The organism is Cryocola sp. 340MFSha3.1 (assembly GCF_000383315.1).
GTDB lineage: Bacteria > Actinomycetota > Actinomycetes > Actinomycetales > Microbacteriaceae > Leifsonia.
This window is the reverse complement of the sequence record NZ_KB911087.1, coordinates 183,669-202,847: the sequence shown is the minus strand read 5'-3', so window position 1 is coordinate 202,847 and position 19,179 is coordinate 183,669. Positions and strand designations below refer to the sequence as shown.

Here is a 19,179-nt window from a genome sequence, read left to right as displayed (position 1 = left end):
ACAGGCAATGCGGGAAGCATCACGCTGGAGACCGACGGCCGCGGCCTCCGTACGGTCTTCCTGGGCGACCTCGGCGAGGAAGCGCAGGATACGCTCATCGCGGCCGGCGCGGTGCACCCGGTGGATGTCGTGAAGGTCGCGCACCACGGATCCGCGGACCAGAGTCCGAACCTCTACCGTCGGCTTCACGCCAGGCTGGGGCTGGTGTCGGTCGGCGTCCGCAACGGCTACGGGCATCCGACGGCGTCCGCGCTCCGGATGCTGGCAGACAGCGGAACGGCCGTCGCTCGCACCGACGATCAGGGGATGCTCCTGGTGTCGGCGACGTCTCCGGCCCGCACGGGTCCGGCGGTGCGGCTCTGGAGCGAACGCACGCCGGACAGCACTGACAGTGGCCGCCCGTATCCTGGATACGGACGAGGAGGAATGTGGCCACCCGAAGCAGCAGCAGAACCGGTGCGGGCAAGACGCGTGCCGCCACGAGCGCGATCCCGCAGCTTCCCTGGAACCAGGTACGTGCCGCGCCGATCGTCCTCGTCACCGGGGCCGAGGCCTTCCTCGCCGACCGGGCCGTCCGCACGCTCCGTGACGCACTCAAGGCCGAAGATCCCAGCCTCGAGATCAGCGACCTCCACGCGGGCGACTATGCCCCCGGCGAGCTGCTCACACTCGCGAGCCCCTCCCTGTTCGGCGAGCCGCGCCTGATCCGTGTGGAGGCCGTCGAGAAGCTCAACGACGCGTTCCTCTCGGACATGCTCGCCTACCTCGAATCTCCGGCCGACGGCACCGTCGTCACCCTCCGCCACGGGGGAGGCGTCCGGGGCAAGAAGCTGCTCGATGCGATCCGCTCCGGTACCGGCGGCGGAATCGAGATCGTCTGCGCCGAGCTCAAGAAGGACGCCGAGAAGTACGACTTCGCTCAAGCCGAGTTCGCGGCGGCCGGTCGCAAGGTGACCCCGGGCGCATTGCGGGCGATCACATCGGCCTTCTCAGACGACCTCGCCGAGCTGGCTGCCGCCTGCCAGCAGCTGCTCTCCGACTCGTCGGAGCAGATCACCGAAGCCACCGTCGACAAGTACTACGGAGGTCGCGTCGAGACGAACGCCTTCCAGGTCGCCGACGCGGCGATCGCCGGCCGGCACGGCGAGGCTCTGGTCACCATGCGGCACGCACTGGCGTCAGGTGCCGACCCCGTCCCGATGGTGGCCGCTTTCGCCAGCAAGATCCGCACCATGGCCAAGATCTCCGGCGCACGCGGCGGCTCCGGTCAACTGGCGCAGCAGTTCGGCCTGGCGCCGTGGCAGGTGGACCGCGCCCGCCGTGACCTGGCGGGCTGGACGGAGGACGGGCTCGGTCGCTGCATCGAACTGCTCGCCGAGACCGATGCCAGCGTCAAGGGCGGCGGCCGCGATCCGGTGTTCGCGCTCGAGCACATGATCCGCATCATCAGCGCGCGCGGCCGCGGCTGACGCGGACGGCGGGCACGGTCGCACTCTCGTGTACGCGAGTCTGTCGCGCCTGCCCCGCACATGCAGAGAGCCCCCGCCCGGACCGAAGTCCAGGAGGGGGCTCTCTCGCGGCGCGGGACAGGTCCCGCTGGCGGTCGTCGCTTAGAGCGCGGCGACCTGCTTGGCGATGGCCGACTTGCGGTTCGCCGCCTGGTTCTTGTGGATGACGCCCTTGCTGGCCGCCTTGTCGATCTTCTTGGCGGCGACGCGCAGCGCCGCGGTCGCCTTGTCCTTGTCGCCCGACGTGACGGCCTCACGGGTGGCGCGGATGGCGGTCTTGAGCTCGCTCTTGACGGCCTTGTTGCGCTCCTGGGCCTTCTTGTTGGTGCGGTTGCGCTTGATCTGCGACTTGATGTTTGCCACGAATGGTCACTTTCGTTCTGGATGAGTTAGGGATGTGCCGCTCAGCGGAGAGGGCGCCTTGCGGCGTTTCGTGCGGACACATCCACACGCAAGCCAACAAACAACATTACCAGCGCAGACCGCCCAGCGGCAAAACGGTGCGGATCGCGGTCAGACGCGAGCCGGCGCGTAGGACCCGACGAGCAGCTCCTCAAGCAGGCTCGGGCCGTTCGGCTCCCAGCCCAGGTCGATGCGCGGGCGGGTTCCGCGCGCCTGCTGGTCGAGCAGCAGCGCGTCCGTGAGCGCCTCGCCCAGGCGGCCGCGCGACTCGTCGACCGACTCGGCGGCGACCCCTCCGGCGATCCCGGCCGCCTGTGCGGCGGCCTCCCCGAGCTCCCGAACGGTCGGGTTCTGCCCGCCCGCCCCGATGTAGGTCGCGCCGGCCGCGCCCTGTTCCAGTGCGAGCACGTATAGGGCGGCGAGGTCGTCCACGTGCACCGTCGCCCAGTGCTGCGATCCGTCGCCGATCAGGCGGAGGGCGGGTACCGTGCCGGAGCCGCGGGGCGCATCCACGATCACGTTTGCGAGGCCCTTGCCGTGTCCGTAGACGATCGACGGGACGACCACGGTGCCCCGCACACCCTCCGCGTCGCGGACGAGCTGCTCGGCCGTTGCGCGCCATGCCGTGAGCGCCGGCGGCTGCGCGGGCGACTCCTCGGTGATGTCGTCGTTGTCGCCGTACGTCCAGATTCCTCCGGTGTGCACGAACGGCTTGCCGGTGCCGGCGAGTCCGGCGAGGACCGCCGGCACGAGCACCGCATCGACATCCTTCGACGACGCCAGGTGGATCACGCCGTCGCTCTCGCGTGCCGCGCGCTCCACCAGGGCGGCGTCGGCCGCGTCACCCACGAGTGCTGTCGCGCCGGCAGCCCGCACGACGTCCGCCTTCTGGTCGTCGCGCACGAGCGCTGTGACGCTGTGGCCCTCGTCGAGGAGCCGGGGGAGGACAGAGGATCCGATGAAGCCGGTCGCGCCGGTGAGCAGGATGTTCATATCGTCCACAACACGACCGTCCTTCGAACATTCCCCAGGGCCGCTGTTCGGCGCGGCCCGGCGGAAGGGCGCGCGTAGGCTCGTTCCATGACCACCTCCAGCATCGCCATCGTCAACGGTTACGTCGTCCCCGTCTCCCAGGAGCCGATCGAGAACGGCGTGGTCCTCGTCACGGACGGGGTCATCGAAGCGGTCGGAACCGCGTCAGACGTCACCGTGCCGGACGGCGCGACGGTGGTGGATGCGGCAGGCAAGTGGGTTCTGCCCGGGTTCATCGAGTCGCACGGGCACGTGGGCATCCATGAGGAGGCGAACGGTCCCGCGGGCGACGACACCAACGAGATGACAACGCCGAACACGGCCGCGGTGCGCGCCATCGACGCCATCAACATCGACGACGAGGGCTTCCGCGACGCCCTGTCCGGCGGAGTGACCTCGGTGGTCGTGAAGCCCGGGTCGGGCAACCCCATCGGCGGTCAGACCGTCGCGATCAAGACCTGGGGCGGCCGGATCATCGACGAGCAGGTGATCCACGAGGCGGTGAGCGTCAAGTCCGCTCTGGGAGAGAACCCGAAACGGGTCTACGGGGCGAAGAACGCCACGCCGAGCACGCGGCTCGGGGTCGCGATGATCATCCGCGAGGCGTTCGTCGCCGCCCAGAACTACCGGGTGCAGCGCGAGAACGCCGAGCTCGAGGGCAAGCCGTTCGAGCGCGACCTGGCGAAGGAGACCCTGGCGCGCGTGCTCGACGGCGAGCTCGCCTGGGACCAGCACACCCACCGCCACGACGACATCGCCACGGCGCTGCGCCTCGCCGACGAGTTCGGCTATCGCCTGGTGGTCAACCACGGCACCGAGGCGCACAAGATCGCCGACGTGCTGGCCGAGCGCGACATCCCGGTCATCTTCGGCCCGATGTTCACCTCGCGGTCCAAGGTCGAGCTGCGCGACCGGGCGATCGCCAATCTGGCGACCCTGGCCAAGGCGGGAGTCCGTGTCGCTATCACCACGGACCACCCGGTCGTCCCGATCAACTTCCTCGTGTACCAGGCGGCCCTCGCGGTGAAGGACGGCCTGCCGCGGCAGACCGCGCTCGAGGCGCTGACGGTCAACCCGGCCGCCTTCCTCCGCCTCGACGACCGGGTCGGCTCGCTCACGCCGGGTCTCGACGGCGACGTCGTCGTCTGGTCGGGCGATCCGCTGGACGTGAACTCGCGCGCCGAGCGCGTCTACATCAACGGCGCGGAGGTCTACCGGTTCGAAGACGGTCGCGGGCAGGTGGTGGAGCGCAATGAGCGCTTCGCCTGAGCACGCGGCCCGCAGTGCGTCCGGTCACCGGTGCGTCCGGTGGCCGGACGTTCATGGGAGAATGGCCGGACGATGTCACCACGAGCTCTTCAGGCCCTCGAGCCCGCCGCGACCGACCCGGCCTCCATCCGCAATTTCTGCATCATCGCGCACATCGACCACGGCAAGTCGACCCTGGCCGACCGGATGCTGCAGATCACCGGCGTGGTGTCCGACCGGGACATGCGCGCCCAGTACCTCGACCGCATGGACATCGAGCGTGAGCGCGGCATCACGATCAAGAGCCAGGCCGTGCGCATGCCGTGGCAGGTCGACGGCGACACCTTCGCGCTCAACATGATCGACACCCCGGGGCACGTCGACTTCACCTACGAGGTCTCCCGGTCCCTCGCCGCGTGCGAGGGAGCCATCCTGCTCGTCGACGCCGCCCAGGGCATCGAGGCGCAGACGCTCGCGAACCTGTACCTGGCACTGGAGAACGACCTCACCATCGTCCCCGTGCTCAACAAGATCGACCTGCCGGCGGCCGACCCGGACAAGTACGCGCAAGAGCTGGCGAGCCTCATCGGCGGGAAGCCCGAGGACGTGCTCCGCGTGTCCGGCAAGACAGGGATGGGCGTCGAGGCGCTCCTCGACCGCGTCGTCGCCGAGATCCCGGCCCCGGTGGGCGACGCCAACGCCCCGGCCCGAGCGATGATCTTCGACTCCGTCTACGACAGCTACCGCGGCGTCGTGACCTACGTCCGCATGGTGGACGGCAAGCTCCAGCCGCGCGAGCGCATCCAGATGATGTCCACCCGCGCCACGCACGAGATCCTCGAGATCGGCGTGTCCGCTCCAGAGCCCACGCCGTCGAAGGGTCTCGGAGTCGGCGAGGTCGGCTACCTGATCACCGGCGTGAAGGACGTCCGCCAGTCGAAGGTCGGCGACACGATCACGACCGCCGCGAAGCCCGCCACCGATGCGCTCCCCGGCTATACCGAGCCGAAGCCCATGGTGTTCTCGGGCCTCTACCCGATCGACGGCAGCGACTATCCGGAGCTGCGCGAGGCCCTCGACAAGCTGAAGCTGTCGGACGCCGCGCTCGTCTACGAACCGGAGACCTCGGTCGCGCTCGGTTTCGGCTTCCGCTGCGGCTTCCTCGGCCTCCTGCACCTGGAGATCATCACCGAGCGGCTGTCGCGCGAGTTCGGCCTCGACCTCATCACCACCGCCCCGAGCGTGATCTACGAGGTCACCACCGAGGACAAGAAGACCGTCACCGTGACCAACCCGAGCGAGTTCCCGGGCGGCAAGATCGAGAAGGTGGAGGAGCCGGTCGTCAAGGCCGCCATCCTCGCGCCGAAGGACTACGTCGGCGTCATCATGGAGCTCTGCCAGAGCCGCCGCGGCTCCCTGCTCGGCATGGAGTACCTCGGTGAGGACCGCGTCGAGATCCGCTACACGATGCCGCTCGGCGAGATCGTCTTCGACTTCTTCGACCAGCTGAAGTCGAAGACGGCCGGCTACGCCTCCCTCGACTACGAGCCGTTCGGCGAGCAGGAGTCCGACCTCGTCAAGGTCGACATCCTGCTGCAGGGAGAGACGGTGGATGCGTTCAGCGCCATCGTCCACCGCGACAAGGCCTACGCCTACGGCACGATGATGGCGTCCCGCCTGCGCGAGCTGATCCCGCGCCAGCAGTTCGAGGTCCCCATCCAGGCCGCCATCGGCGCCCGCATCATCGCGCGCGAGAACATCCGCGCGATGCGCAAGGACGTTCTTGCCAAGTGCTACGGCGGTGACATCACCCGCAAGCGCAAGCTCCTCGAGAAGCAGAAGGAGGGCAAGAAGCGCATGAAGATGGTGGGCCGCGTCGAGGTCCCCCAGGAGGCCTTCATCGCGGCGCTCTCCGGCGACACGGAGAAGAAGGACAAGAAGTAGCTAGAGCCGAATCATTCGTGAAGGAGGGGCTTTGATGTCAGGATCGACGGCCCCACCCCAGCGAATGTCCAGGAAATAGGGACATGAGTCACCCGAAATTGCTGGACGACGGAGTCCCTTACTTCGGGAGCGCCCAAGTTGGGACGAATATCGAAATAGCCCGCCCGTGCCCTTATTCACGCGGCTCGTCCTCCGCCGCTCCGCGCAGCTGGTCTAGTGCTGCGAGAGCCACAGCCCGGCGGTTCTGCCAGGTGTCCTCAGGGCCATCGAAGTCGTTGGCGGTCATTCTTGGTCCGCTAAGTTCGTGAGGGTTGAGCTTAGCTCGTGTCGCTAACCAGTCGAGCCCTAGGAATGCCTCGATAGTCGCATCTGGCAGACCGGTGAGACTTGAGACTGGATCCTGCACGCCTATCGGATGAGCGGAGCCGACCAGGGCTGCTAGTGCGTCCACTACATCTGAGGCCCCGGACGTGACTTGCTGGCGGTACCACTCGCGTGACGCTTGCGGGTCGATAGCTAGCCAGAGCCACAGCAATCTTCGGGTCTCGCGAGTTCTGAGTCGCTCAGGACGGCCGTCTGCGGACAGGCGATCGCTGATCCGCACGCTCGCATAACTCCTGAGGTCGTCAAGTTGCCGTTGATTCAGCCTGGCTTCTGAAAGTAGATCCGCAGTTAGCTGCGCTGCGACGACTGGGTCTCCCGGGCAGTCCCACAGTTCGTTCGCGAGCGCGACAACTCGATCGTCCGCGATCGCCAAACGGAACAAGAGCCCACGGAGTGTCTGCCTGCTCGAAAGCAGATCCTCGTCGTCCGCGAGCTGCGACTTGTCCGCGACCCACTGCAAGATTGGTTGTGTCCGTGAGTGGTTCTCTTGCACCCAGCGCTCGACTCGAGGAGCGATCTGAGAAGACTGTTCGAGCAGTGCGGCCTCAACTTTGGCCCTCGCCTCAATAGCTTCACGCGCCGCGGTGTGGAGCACTACTTCTTCTAAACCAGTCGCAAGCACCCGTTCGGTGAGCTCTTCTACGGGTACATCCAATGCGAAGTAGCGCTCGAAGAAGTCTGGGTGACCAATCCCGCGTCGATTGCGCACGCTGTCCAAGCTGGAACTCACCGCCCGAGCGTTCCGGGCACCCTCTACGGTAGGAAATATTCGCGCCAGGACTCCGAACAGGAGTTCGCCGTCTTCGCGGGAACCCGCGACGGTGTCGAGGTGCTCCCTCCACCATTCACTCGCTTCCGCCGGGTCATCGTTACGATGTTCCGCGAACCAGATGGCGTCTGGAAACAATCGAGATCTATGGCTGACTAGGAATTCGGCAAGACGCGGCCATTCCAGGCATGCCCAGCGGATGATTGCAAAATCGAAGAAGTCAACGTCCTCCTTGAGTGGCGGGTAGAGCAGTCGAACGTGTGTCAGCCATCTCTCGACCTTGCGAGGAGTAGTCAGCGCGGGCGCCATGTATAGCTGGAAAGTGAACGCGAACTCTGCCCCCCGTTGCGTGGTGCGACCGGTCAGGTCGCTCTCAACTATCGGATCGAGCACGCTATCCACCGCCATATTCAGCTGTCGCGGCCTCAGCGGCGGCATGTCAACGCGAACTTGAACCATCTTTTCGAGATACTCGCGTGCCCGATGAGCTGACTTTCCAACGATCCCAGATTCGGCGATGAGATCGAGAAGGGACGTTTCGTCGTAAGCGAGTAGGTAGTGGACGTTTGGGAGGCGCCCCACTTGACGGATTAGCCGCATTAGTTCCAATACCTCGGCGGGCGTAAGTCTGTCTATATCATCGATGACCATCAAGATTGGTGTGTCTAACCTGCGGAGCGCTGTCTCCGCCTGGCTCTGGGTGCGCCACCAATCGCCGACTCCCATCTGATGGGCAAGCGCCTCAAGCCCCTTTGATGAGTCCAAGCCGGCGGCTGCCGTTAGCGAGCCAAACGGCGCCAAGGAGGCAAGCAGCCTCCCAAGGGCCGCGCGCGAGTCGTCCCAGCGTTGCCCGGTCGGGATTGCCGCGCGAAGTTGCACAAAGAACGCCGCCGTCAAGGAATCGAGAGACGAATAGCGCCACGGGTTCAGCTGGCCAATTGCCCAGGCCTCACTCGACTTCCCTGAACGAGCCAACTCGTTCATAACAGTGACGAGTACCGAAGTCTTTCCGGCACCCCACGGGCCGGCGAGACCAATCACACTTGAGTCTCGGCTAACGCGGACTTCGCTCAGGACGCGCACCAGCGAGTTCACGAACGCAAGTCGGTCGTAATCGTCCGTGGCTTCGAGGTCGACAGGCTGATCAGCCCAAGCTTGCGGTCTTTTAGGACTTGGTTCTGCGTGGTCGACAGGGAGCTTCGGCGCGATTCTGTAGCCGACGGCGATGACTAACACGGATATGAGAGCCAGCGCGAACGGACTGCTCGCATACAGCACGCCGATAATCCATTGATGCACGGCACCGTCTGAGTGATGGTCCCATTCGGAAAGCGCGATGATCGCGATACCACATAAATACAAGACCGAGATAGCAACTGCTAAGCGGACTACCAGGCGCATGTGCCCACGATACTTTGTGACACCTTCCGGCTGGCGAACCCCCGTTTCGCGAACCCGCTCGACATGGCGGATGATGAATATATGCGCCGCTCGACGTTCACCGACCAACCCGTCACGTACGGGGCGGTCGGCGGCACCCAGGCGGCCGATCTGCTGTACTACCCGCCGAAGGGCTACAAGCCGCTGGAGCGTAGCATCCGGCTGGGCAGCGGGGACGAGCGGTTCGAGACCGCGGCGACCGCGCTCATGGCGTGGGGCGTGCAGAAGGGCAGCGGGATCCAGGTGACGGATGTGCGCGAGGGAACCGGCGTGCAGTACGAGGGCGTCGAGTTCGGTCCGGACGGCACGCCCGTCCGCATGCGCGAGAACCGTCCGGAGGAGGACGTGTTCGCCGACGACGGCACCCCGTTCGTCCGCAACGGCATGACCGCTGTGCTCAAGATCCCGTTCGGCCCGTTCCGCGTGTCCGCACCGATCCGCGTCGTCTACGTCGTCGACGAGCCGCACCGGCGCGGGTTCGCCTACGGGACTCTTCACGGGCATCCCGAGAGCGGCGAGGAGCTGTTCTTGGTCGAGCAGCGCGACGACGGCACGGTCTGGTTCGTGCTGCGCGCCCTGTCGCGGCCCTCCAACGCGTTCTACCGTCTGGTCGCGCCGGTGCTGGCGATGGTCCAGCGCCGCTACACGGCGAAGTACCTGCGCGCGCTCCACCCCGTCCGGTCTGCCTGATGCCGAGCGTCCTCCCCATCGGCGACCCCGCGCCGGCCGACGGCCTGCTGCCCGCGAGCGCCGCCGACGGCGCGCACGAACGCGACTTCGGCGTCTACCTTCACGTGCCGTTCTGCCGGGTGCGCTGCGGCTACTGCGACTTCAACACGTACACGGCGACCGAGCTCCGCGGAGTCTCGCAGTCGGACTACGCGGGTCATGCCGTGCGTGAGGTCGGATTCGCCGCCGATGCCCTGCGCGCGAGCGGCGTGCCCGACCGCACGGTGTCGACGGTGTTCTTCGGCGGCGGGACGCCGACACTGCTTCCGCCCGGCGACCTCGCCGCGATGCTCGGCGCCGTGCGCGACGCGTGGGGTCTGGCCGACGGCGCCGAGGTCACCACCGAGGCGAATCCGGACTCCGTGGATGCGGACGACCTGCAGCGACTCGCCGACGCCGGGTTCACCCGGGTGTCGTTCGGGATGCAGTCCGCCGTCCCACACGTGCTGGAGACGCTGGAGCGTACGCACGACCCTGCTCGCATCCCGCTGGTGGTCGGCTGGGCGCGTGAAGCCGGCCTGCAGGTCAGTCTCGACCTGATCTATGGGACGCCGGGGGAGTCGCTCGACGACTGGTCGCGCAGCCTCGACACCGCCCTCGCCTGCGAGCCGGACCACCTGTCCGCCTACGCGCTGATCGTCGAGCAGGGCACCAAGCTGGCACGACAGATCCGCTCCGGGCAGGTGCCGGAGCCCGACGACGACCTCGAAGCCGACATGTACGAGCTGGCGGACACGCGCCTCTCCGACGCCGGCTACGAGTGGTACGAGGTCAGCAACTGGGCGACCGGCGCATCCCACCGGTCCCGCCACAATCTCGCCTACTGGCTCGGCCACGACTGGTGGGGGGTCGGACCCGGGGCGCACAGCCACGTCGGCGGCGTCCGCTGGTGGAACGTGAAGCACCCCGCGGCCTACGCACAGCGCGTGCTGGCGGGGGAGTCGCCCGCAGCGGGCCGGGAGACACTCGACGCCGAGACCCGGCGGGTGGAGCGGGTGCTGCTGCTCTCGCGCATCCGCGACGGGCTGCGCACGGCCGAACTGGGAGAGGCGGGCCGGCACGAGGTGCCCGGTCTGATCGCCGACGGTCTGGTGGACGGAAGAGCCGCCCTCCGCGGATCGATCGTTCTGACCCTGCGGGGGCGGCTCCTGGCCGACGCGGTGGTGCGGCGGCTGCTGGCGGACGAGGCCGCCTGAGAGGTGCGTCGCGTCTAGCTGACGAACCGGATGGCGATCGGGTACGTGTAGTACTCGCCCTGGTTGGCCTTCACAGCTGCGATGATGCTGAACACGATGTTGAGCACCCACGCGGCGAGGATGACGAAGATCCCGATGAAGACGATCGAGAGCAGTCCGCCGACGACGTACGCGATGAAGATGGTGATCTGGAAGTTCAGGGCGGTCGCGGTGTGGGCGCGGACGAACGGCCCGCGGTCCTTCAGCACCAGGTAGCCGATGAGCGCCGGGATCCAGTTGAACAGGATGCCGCCGATCTGGACGAGCGTCGCCCAGAGCTTCTCGTCGGCGGGGCTGAGCTGCTGCGCGCCGCCTCCGTAAGGCTGCTGGGGTGGCGGCGGCGGGGGTGTCGCGGACATGGCGCGGTTCTCCTCAAGAGCTGGGGATGGACGTGTTCGGCCCCCAGCCTAGGGCGCGGGGGCGCAGGCTGAAAAGAGCCTGAACGCGCCGACGCCCGGCTGGGGACCGAATGCCGCCCGGCTGGAGCTACTTGATGAAGCGGAAGTTCACCGGGTACCGGTACGTGCCTCCGCTGTTCACGCGGACGAAGCCGAGGATCGAGAACACCAGGTTGATGATGTACAGCGCCCACGGGATGAGCAGGCCGAACAGCAGGTAGCCGATCCCGTAGGTGAAGCTGCCGATGATCACGCCGATGATCTGCGAGGCCACCCAGGCGATGATCCACGTGATCTGCCAGTTGAGGGCCTCCTTGGCCTCCTGGTTGGTGAGGCGGCCGCGGTCCTTGAACACGAGCCAGATGATCAGCGACGGGAGGATCCAGAGGATGCCGCCGAGGTGAGCGAATGCGGCCCACTGCTTGTCCTGCGCGGCGTCGAGCGGGGCGGCGGGTGCGGCGGCGTACGGCTGCTGCCCGGCGGGCTGGCCGTACGGCTGCTGGGGAGGGACGTTGGAGTAGGGCTGCTGGGGCGGAACGCCGCCGGGCTGCTGCGGGGGGACCCCACCCGCAGGGTCGGTCGGCTGGTTCGGGTCGGTCATTCGGCGGAACCCTTTCGTGATCGGCTGCGACGGTGCGTCGAACCGGTGAGCATACGGTACTGCGGCCGTGTCACAGGCAGCAATCATCCGCGCCGCGTTTCGACGCGGTAGGATTGGCACTCAGGAAGAGCGAGTGCTAAACGGTCGACGGGAGGCGGAGATGGTCTCGGAACGCAGCCTCGAAGTGTTGCGCGTCATCGTCCAGGACTACGTGGCGTCGCGCGAGCCGGTCGGTTCGAAGAGCATCGTCGAGCGCCACTCCTTCGGTGTGTCCGCCGCGACGATCCGCAACGACATGGCGCTGCTGGAGGAAGAGGAGCTGATCGCGGCCCCGCACACGTCCTCCGGGCGCGTCCCCACCGACAAGGGCTACCGGCTGTTCGTCGATCACCTGGCAGAGATGCGTCCGCTCACCTCGGCCCAGCGCACCGCGATCGAGACGTTCCTCGGCCAGTCGGTCGACCTCGACGATGTACTCTCGCGGACCGTCCGGCTGCTCTCCCAGCTGACCAATCAGGTCGCGCTGGTGCAGTATCCGTCGGTCGCGCGCTCCCGCATCCGGCACATCGAGCTGGTCGCGCTCGCGTCGCACCGCCTGCTGAGCGTGCTCATCACCGATTCCGGCGCCGTCGAGCAGCGCGTGATCGAGCTCCCGGCCGATCTGAGCGATGAGGATGTGGCCGAGATCCGCGGCGCGATCAACGGCGCGGCGGCGGGGCTGACCCTGGCGGAGGCCGCCACGCGGCTGCGCGAACTGCCCGATGCCCTCACGGAGCGCACGCGCGCCCTGGTGGAGCCCGTGGCGAGCGCACTCCTCGACCAGATCGCGGCCAATCGGCAGGAGAAGCTGGTCATGGCAGGCGCGGCGAACCTGGTGCGCACCGAGCTCGACTTCCCCGGAACCATCACCCCGGTCCTCGAAGCGATCGAGGAGCAGGTCGTCCTGCTCCGGCTGTTCGACGAGATGGCCACCGACCAGCACGGCGTCGCCGTCAGCATCGGCCGCGAGAACGCCGGTTTCGGGCTGACGGAAGCATCCGTGCTCTCCAGCGGTTACAGTGCGGCGGGATCGGATGTGGCCCGCGTCGGGCTCCTCGGACCGCTCCGCATGGACTACTCGGGCAACATGGCCGCCGTCCGCGCGGTCGCCCGCTACCTCTCCCGGCTGCTCGGCGACCAGTAGGCCGCACCAGCATCCGGCGATCACCACACGCGACGAAAGAAGAAGGAACAGCCCCACGTGGCCGACCACTACGAAGTCCTCGGCGTCGAGCGCGACGCCAGCCCCGATGAGATCAAGAAGGCGTACCGCCGACTGGCGCGCGAGCTCCACCCGGACGTGAATCCCAGCGCCGAGGCGCAGGAGCGCTTCAAGCTCGTCACGCACGCGTACGACGTGCTCAGCGACCCGCAGCAACGGCAGCAGTACGACCTGGGCGGCTCCGGCGGCTTCGGCGGAGGCGCGGGCGGAGCCGACTTCGCCGGCTTCAGCGACATCTTCGAGACGTTCTTCGGCGGAGGCGGCGGTGCGAGCCGCGGTCCGCGGTCCCGCCGGGAGCGCGGACAGGACGCCCTGTTGCGCGTCGAGGTCGACCTCGACGAGGTCATTTTCGGCACCCACCGCGACCTGGAGGTCGACACGGCCGTGGTCTGCGAGACCTGCAACGGCTCGTGCTGCCAGCCGGGCACGCAGCCGGTGACGTGCGACATCTGCCACGGCACCGGCAGCATCCAGCGCTCCGTCCGGTCGCTGCTCGGCAACGTGATGACGTCGAGCCCCTGCGGCACCTGCCGCGGCTACGGCACCGTCATCGCGACGCCGTGCGTCACCTGCCAGGGGCAGGGTCGGGTGCGCGCGCGTCGGACCGTCCCGGTCGACATCCCCGCGGGCGTCGACACGGGCCTGCGCCTGCAGATGCCGGGCAGCGGCGAGGCCGGCCCGGCCGGCGGCCCCAACGGCGACCTCTACCTCGAGATCAAGGTCAAGCACCACGACGTCTTCAGCCGCGACGGCGACGACCTGCTCTGCACGCTGGAGCTGTCGATGACGGATGCGATCCTCGGAACGACCGCGACGGTGAAGGCGCTCGACGGCGACATCCGGCTCGAGCTCAAGCCCGGCACGCAGTCCGCCGACATCATCACGGTGAAGGACCGCGGGATCACGCACCTCCGCGGCACCGGCCGCGGCGACCTCCGGGTCGGCATCCAGGTGGTCACTCCGACGAAGCTCGACCACAAGGAGAAGGACCTGATCAAGAAGTTCGCCGCGGCCCACAAGGGTCCGGAGCCGTCGCTGGCCCGGTTCCAGCAGGGGCTGTTCGCGAAGCTGCGCGACCGGTTCCTGAACCTCTAGCGGGTCATGGCGTCCCTCTACCTGCGTGAGGACCTCGACGACGTCGAGGTCGGCTCCCGGCTGTCGCTGACCGGCGCCGAAGCGAAGCACGCCGCGACCGTGAACCGCACGCGACCGGGGGAGTCGGTGCTCATCGGCAACGGACGCGGGCTCGTCGCGTCGGGCGAGGTGCTCGTCTCGACGAACACCGAGCTGACGATCGACGTCGAGTCGGTCTCGCGCGTCGAGCGCGAGACCCCGACGATCACGCTGGTGCAGGCGCTCGCCAAGGGCGACAGGGATGAGCTCGCGATCCAGGCCGCTACCGAGCTCGGTGTGGATGCGGTGGTGCCGTGGGCCGCATCCCGTTCGGTCTCGCGCTGGGAGGGCACCAAAGTCGCGAAGGGCCGGGAGCGCTGGGCGACGATCGTGCGGGAGGCAGCCAAACAGTCCATCCGGGCCTGGACGCCCGAGGTCGGCGAGCTGGCGACGACGAAGCAGATCGCTGCGCTGGCGGCGTCGGCGCGGGTGCTCGTCCTCGAGCCGGACGCGACGGAGCCCCTGACCGCCGTCGAGCCGGACGGCCGTGACCTGGTGCTCGTCGTCGGTCCGGAGGGCGGGATCGCGCCGCAAGAGCTGGCCGCCTTCCGCGACGCGGGCGCCGAACTCGTGCGCCTGGGCTCCACGGTGCTCCGCACCTCGACCGCCGGCCCCGCAGCCCTCGCCGTCCTCAACGCGTCTCTCCACCGCTGGTGACCCTACCCCTCGCACTCACCCCCACCGTCGAGTCCGCAAACTTTGCACGCTCTGAGGGGGTTCCGTGTGCAAAGTTTGCGGACTCGACGGCGGGCGGACGGCCAAGGGGACGGACTCGGCCGAGCGTCGGAGGGGGCGAATAGGATAGGGGTATGGCAGAGACGGAGCGTTCGATCTTCTCCCGCATCATCGCGGGCGAGATCCCGGCCGACGTGGTGTACGACTCGGAGCGCCTGATCGCGTTCCGCGACATCGCCCCGAAGGCCCCCGTGCACCTCCTCGTCGTGCCCAAGACGGAGCAGTACCGAGACGTCGCCGAGCTGGCGGCCGGCGACCCCGAGCTGCTGGCCGAACTGGTCGCGACGGCGAAGCGGCTCGCCGACGAGTTCGGCGACGGCGATTTCCGTCTTGTCTTCAACACGGGCGAGCGCGCGGGTCAGACCGTGTTCCACGTCCACGCACACGTACTGAGCGCGCCGGGTGACGGCCCGGGCCTCGAGGAAGGAAGCCTTGCCCTCTAGCGAATCCACCGCCTCCGGAGCGACTCCGGGCGACGGCGCCGAGGTGCGCCTGAGCGTCGACGGCGTGCAGATGGTCCGTCTTCTCGGACCCCAGGATCGCCTGCTCACCACGCTGGAACGGCAGTATCCGCTCGTCAGCGTCCACGTGCGCGGCAACGAGATCGCCCTGAGCGGCGACGCCGGCCAGGTGGCCGAGGCGCAACGGCTCGTGGAGGAGCTGCTCCAGATGGTGCGCAACGGGCAAGACCTGTCGCCTGCCGAGGTGACGAGCTCCGCCCGGATGCTCGGCACTGACCTCAACCTGAGCCCGTCCGACGTGCTCGGCCAGGCCATCCTGACCGCGCGCGGCAAGAGCATCCGCCCGAAGACGCTCGGCCAGAGCCAGTACGTCGACGCGATCGACCACAACACGATCGTCTTCGGGATCGGCCCCGCCGGAACCGGCAAGACGTACCTCGCGATGGCGAAGGCCGTCCAGGCGCTGCAGCGCAAGGAGGTCAACCGGATCATCCTGACGCGGCCGGCCGTCGAGGCGGGCGAGCGGCTCGGCTACCTGCCCGGCACGCTGACCGACAAGATCGACCCGTACCTGCGCCCGCTGTACGACGCGCTCAACGAGATGATGGATCCGGAGCTCGTCCCGAAGCTGCTGGCCGCAGGCACCATCGAGGTCGCCCCGCTCGCCTACATGCGCGGCCGCACCCTCAACGACTCCTTCATCGTGCTCGACGAGGCGCAGAACACCACGCCCGAGCAGATGAAGATGTTCCTGACCCGTCTCGGCTTCAACTCGAAGATGGTCGTCACGGGCGACATCACGCAGATCGACCTGCCGAACTCGGCCAGCGGGCTGCGGCTCGTGACACGGGTGCTCAACGACATCGACGACATCCACTTCGCGCGGCTGACGAGCGAAGACGTGGTGCGCCACAGCCTGGTCGGGCGCATCGTCGACGCGTACACCGAATACGACGCGCGTCAGCAGGCGCGGCACTACGAGCGCGAGCAGGCGGCGGAGTTCGCCAACCGCGCCGAGCGCCGCTCCGGCGGACCGCGCGACCACCTCCCGAAGCGACGATAGGGCCGCAGTGAGCATCGAGATCAACAACGAGTCGACCATCGAGGTCGATGAGGCCGCCCTGCAGCGCCTCGCCGGCTACGCCTTCGACATCCTCCACGTCCACCCCGACGCGGAGCTCGCGATCGTTCTGGTCGACGAGGCCGCCATGGAGCAGCTGCACGTGCAGTGGATGGACGAGCCCGGCCCGACCGATGTCCTCAGCTTCCCGATGGACGAGCTGCGGCCGGGAACCGAGGAGGAGCCGTCGCCCGCGGGTCTCCTCGGCGACGTCGTGCTGTGCCCGCAGGTCGCCCAAGTGCAAGCCGAGACGGCCGGCCACTCGCTGATGGACGAGCTGCTCCTGCTCACCACGCACGGCATCCTCCACCTGCTCGGCTTCGATCACGCGGAGCCGGCCGAGGAGCGCGAGATGTTCGCCATCCAGCGCGACATCCTCGTCGGCTTCTCGCGCTACGACCGACAGCGGTAGGGGGCGGGATGCTGCAGGCGCTGTTCTTCATCGTCGCGTTCCTGCTGGTGGCTTTCGGCGGTCTGATGGCCGCCGTCGACTCGGCTCTCGCGGTGCAGTCGCGCGCCGACATCGCCGACCTCGCCGAGACCTCCCGGGCCAAGAAGTCGCTCCGGGCGATCGCGGAGGACCCGGGCGCCTACTTCAACGCCATCAGCTTCACCCGCATCATCGCGGAGACGACGGCGGCGGTCCTGGTCACCCTCGCCTTCGAGCAGATCTTCGAGCAGTGGTGGATCTCGCTCATCCTGGCCGCGCTCATCATGACGGCGGTGTCGTTCGTGCTCGTCGGCGTCAGCCCGCGCAGTGTCGGCCGGGCCAACTCCACGCTGCTGCTCCGCCTCACGGCGCCGATCGTGCGCTTCGTGCGGGTGGTGCTCGGCCCCATCCCCGGCGGACTGGTCGCCCTCGGCAACCGCGTCACGCCGTCGCGCGCCCGTTCGGCGCCGGTGACGAGCGAGGAGCAGCTGCTGTCGATCGTCGACGAGGCGACCGAGTTCGACGTGCTCGAGGAGGACGACCGCGAGCTCATCCACTCGATCTTCGAGTTCAACGCGACCGTGGTGCGCGAGGTGATGATCCCGCGCACGGACATGATCACCGTCGACTCCACCGCCGGTCTCGGCACAGCGATGGGGCTGTTCTTCAGCACCGGCGTCTCGCGCATGCCCGTCATCGACGGCGGCGACCCGGACGAGGTGGTGGGCATCCTTTACCTGAGGGATGCGGCGAAGCTGAGCTTCGAGCGCCCCCTCGGCGCCGACGAGCTCACCGTGCGCGACCTGGCCCGCCCCGCCCTGTTCGTGCCGGAGTCGCAGAAGGCCGACGCCCTGCTCGCCCAGATGCAGCGCGAGTCCAACCACCTGGCGATGGTCGTGGACGAGTACGGCGGCATCGCCGGACTGGTCACCCTCGAAGACCTCATCGAGGAGCTGGTCGGCGACATCTCGGACGAGTACGATCACGAGGTCGCGCTCATCCAGGCGATCGGGGAGGGCCGCTACCGCATCGCGACCCGGCTCCCGATCGACGACCTGGCGGAGCTGTTCGACACCGAGATCGAGGAGGAGGACGTCGACAGTGTCGGCGGTCTCGTCACCAAGGCGCTCGGGCGCCTGCCTGAGGTCGGCTCGGCGGTCACCGTGCACGGGCTGCGCTTCACGGTCGACCGCATCGAGGGCAGGCACAAGCACGTCGCGACGGTCATCGTCGAGCGGGATGCCGCCCTGCTCCCCGCGGCGGACGCCGAGACCGCCGGCTCGCGCGACTCCCGCGACGACGACCGACGCGGCGCGCGGCACGACCGCCACGGCGACACGCGGCACGGCGACAACCGCCACGGTGACGTCGGCGATTCCCGCCGCGACACCCGACACACCCAGGAGAGCAGATCGTGACCGAGTACCACGCCGGATTCGTCTCGTTCGTCGGCCGCCCCAACGTGGGCAAGTCGACGCTGACCAACGCCCTCGTCGGCGAGAAGGTCGCCATCACGAGCTCGAAGCCGCAGACCACCCGGCGCGCGATCCGCGGGATCGTCCACCAGAAGGACGGCCAGCTGATCCTGGTCGACACGCCGGGCATCCACCGGCCGCGAACGCTGCTCGGAGAGCGCCTCAACACGCTCGTCCAGTCCACCCTCGGCGATGTCGACGTGATCGGCTTCTGCGTCCCCGCCGACGAGAAGATCGGACCGGGCGACCGCTTCATCAACGAGCAGCTGGACGAGTACCCGCGCGCCAAGAAGGTCGCGATCGTGACCAAGGTGGATGCGGCGGGCAAGACGCAGGTCGCCGAGCAGCTGCTCGCGGTGTCCGCGCTGCGCGAGTGGGAGGCGATCATCCCGGTGTCGGCGGTGAGCCACATCCAGCTGGAGACCCTGACCTCGGAGCTGATGAAGCTGCTGCCGGAGTCGTCGGCACCGCTCTACCCGGACGAGGCCATCACCGACGAGGGACTCGAAGACCGCATCTCCGAGTACATCCGTGAGGCCGTCCTGGAGGGTGTCGAGGACGAGCTGCCGCACTCGCTGGCGGTGACGATCGACGACATCATCGAGCGCGACGACAAGGACCTCGTCGAGGTCTACGCCAACCTCTTCGTCGAGCGCGACAGCCAGAAGGCGATCGTGATCGGAAAGGGCGGCAGCCGTATCCGCGACGTGGGCGCCGCGGCGCGGGTGCCGATCGAGAAGCTGCTCGGCCGCCAGGTGTTCCTGTCGATCCGGGTGAAGGTCGCGAAGGACTGGCAGCGCGACCCGAAGCAGCTGGGGCGGCTCGGGTTCTAGG

The 19,179-nt window shown here is 68.1% G+C and carries 18 protein-coding genes; 13 read left to right on the top strand and 5 right to left on the bottom strand.

The genetic code is table 11. The features are described 5' to 3' along the window. Nucleotides 1–428: 428 nt before the first annotated feature. Nucleotides 429–1,469: a DNA polymerase III subunit delta gene (gene holA, locus H284_RS0101010; protein WP_029042767.1), complete on the top strand. Its 1,041-nt coding sequence runs from the start codon at nt 429–431 to the stop codon at nt 1,467–1,469. Nucleotides 1,470–1,610: 141 nt separating this feature from the next. On the opposite strand, the gene rpsT is transcribed toward holA, so the two are convergent. Both rpsT and H284_RS0101000 read right to left on the bottom strand, forming a co-directional pair. Further along, entirely contained in the window at nt 1,611–1,871 is a 261-nt protein-coding gene (gene rpsT, locus H284_RS0101005) for a 30S ribosomal protein S20 (RefSeq protein WP_018190901.1), read from the bottom strand. Between the two features lie 150 nt (nt 1,872–2,021). Next, nucleotides 2,022–2,903 (bottom strand): NAD-dependent epimerase/dehydratase family protein, encoded by an 882-nt coding sequence (locus H284_RS0101000; protein WP_018190902.1) that lies wholly within the window; start codon nt 2,901–2,903, stop codon nt 2,022–2,024. 87 nt (nt 2,904–2,990) lie between these two features. Between H284_RS0101000 and H284_RS0100995 the strand changes: the two genes are divergently transcribed. Beyond that, nucleotides 2,991–4,211 (top strand): amidohydrolase, encoded by a 1,221-nt coding sequence (locus H284_RS0100995; protein WP_020074836.1) that lies wholly within the window; start codon nt 2,991–2,993, stop codon nt 4,209–4,211. Between the two features lie 72 nt (nt 4,212–4,283). Then, on the top strand, nt 4,284–6,134 hold the full coding sequence (gene lepA, locus H284_RS0100990; protein ID WP_020074835.1) for a translation elongation factor 4: 1,851 nt from the start codon (nt 4,284–4,286) through the stop codon (nt 6,132–6,134). 172 nt (nt 6,135–6,306) lie between these two features. Here the strand turns inward: lepA and H284_RS20625 are convergent, their stop codons facing one another. Further along, nucleotides 6,307–8,688: a KAP family P-loop NTPase fold protein gene (locus H284_RS20625; protein ID WP_081630358.1), complete on the bottom strand. Its 2,382-nt coding sequence runs from the start codon at nt 8,686–8,688 to the stop codon at nt 6,307–6,309. Between the two features lie 63 nt (nt 8,689–8,751). On the opposite strand from H284_RS20625, the gene H284_RS0100985 reads away from it, so the two are divergent. Together H284_RS0100985 and hemW are read left to right on the top strand one after the other, a co-directional pair. Next, nucleotides 8,752–9,417, top strand: coding sequence for a DUF1990 domain-containing protein (locus H284_RS0100985; protein WP_231371035.1), 666 nt, complete (start codon nt 8,752–8,754; stop codon nt 9,415–9,417). Further along, entirely contained in the window at nt 9,417–10,652 is a 1,236-nt protein-coding gene (gene hemW / locus H284_RS0100980; protein ID WP_020074834.1) for a radical SAM family heme chaperone HemW, read from the top strand. The genes H284_RS0100985 and hemW overlap by 1 nt, the downstream gene beginning before the upstream one ends. Before the next feature lie 14 nt (nt 10,653–10,666). Here the strand turns inward: hemW and H284_RS0100975 are convergent, their stop codons facing one another. Continuing rightward, complete coding sequence (locus H284_RS0100975; RefSeq protein ID WP_018190907.1) at nt 10,667–11,050, bottom strand: DUF4870 domain-containing protein; 384 nt, start codon at nt 11,048–11,050, stop codon at nt 10,667–10,669. A gap of 127 nt (nt 11,051–11,177) precedes the next feature. After that, nucleotides 11,178–11,690 carry a DUF4870 domain-containing protein gene (locus tag H284_RS0100970; RefSeq protein ID WP_018190908.1) on the bottom strand — a complete coding sequence of 171 codons (513 nt, stop codon included), beginning with the start codon at nt 11,688–11,690 and terminating at the stop codon, nt 11,178–11,180. 160 nt (nt 11,691–11,850) lie between these two features. On the opposite strand from H284_RS0100970, the gene hrcA reads away from it, so the two are divergent. The 8 genes from hrcA to era all read left to right on the top strand — a co-directional run bounded on the left by hrcA (nt 11,851) and on the right by era (nt 19,178). Further along, on the top strand, nt 11,851–12,873 hold the full coding sequence (gene hrcA, locus H284_RS0100965) for a heat-inducible transcriptional repressor HrcA (RefSeq protein ID WP_018190909.1): 1,023 nt from the start codon (nt 11,851–11,853) through the stop codon (nt 12,871–12,873). Between the two features lie 57 nt (nt 12,874–12,930). Further along, nucleotides 12,931–14,046, top strand: a complete 1,116-nt coding sequence (gene dnaJ, locus H284_RS0100960) for a molecular chaperone DnaJ (RefSeq protein ID WP_018190910.1) — start codon at nt 12,931–12,933, stop codon at nt 14,044–14,046. Between the two features lie 6 nt (nt 14,047–14,052). Beyond that, a complete protein-coding gene (locus H284_RS0100955) occupies nt 14,053–14,781 on the top strand; it encodes a 16S rRNA (uracil(1498)-N(3))-methyltransferase (protein ID WP_020074833.1) in 729 nt (242 codons plus the stop codon). Nucleotides 14,782–14,933: 152 nt separating this feature from the next. Beyond that, the gene (locus H284_RS0100950; protein ID WP_020074832.1) at nt 14,934–15,302 is read left to right on the top strand and encodes a histidine triad nucleotide-binding protein; all 369 of its coding nucleotides are present in this window, start codon (nt 14,934–14,936) and stop codon (nt 15,300–15,302) included. Beyond that, nucleotides 15,292–16,383 (top strand): PhoH family protein, encoded by a 1,092-nt coding sequence (locus tag H284_RS0100945; RefSeq protein ID WP_020074831.1) that lies wholly within the window; start codon nt 15,292–15,294, stop codon nt 16,381–16,383. The genes H284_RS0100950 and H284_RS0100945 overlap by 11 nt, the downstream gene beginning before the upstream one ends. A 7-nt stretch (nt 16,384–16,390) precedes the next feature. Continuing rightward, nucleotides 16,391–16,852 carry an rRNA maturation RNase YbeY gene (gene ybeY, locus H284_RS0100940; RefSeq protein ID WP_018190914.1) on the top strand — a complete coding sequence of 154 codons (462 nt, stop codon included), beginning with the start codon at nt 16,391–16,393 and terminating at the stop codon, nt 16,850–16,852. 8 nt (nt 16,853–16,860) lie between these two features. Next, nucleotides 16,861–18,288 (top strand): hemolysin family protein, encoded by a 1,428-nt coding sequence (locus H284_RS0100935; RefSeq protein ID WP_018190915.1) that lies wholly within the window; start codon nt 16,861–16,863, stop codon nt 18,286–18,288. Beyond that, on the top strand, nt 18,285–19,178 hold the full coding sequence (era, locus tag H284_RS0100930; RefSeq protein ID WP_018190916.1) for a GTPase Era: 894 nt from the start codon (nt 18,285–18,287) through the stop codon (nt 19,176–19,178). The genes H284_RS0100935 and era overlap by 4 nt, the downstream gene beginning before the upstream one ends. Nucleotide 19,179: the final 1 nt, after the last annotated feature.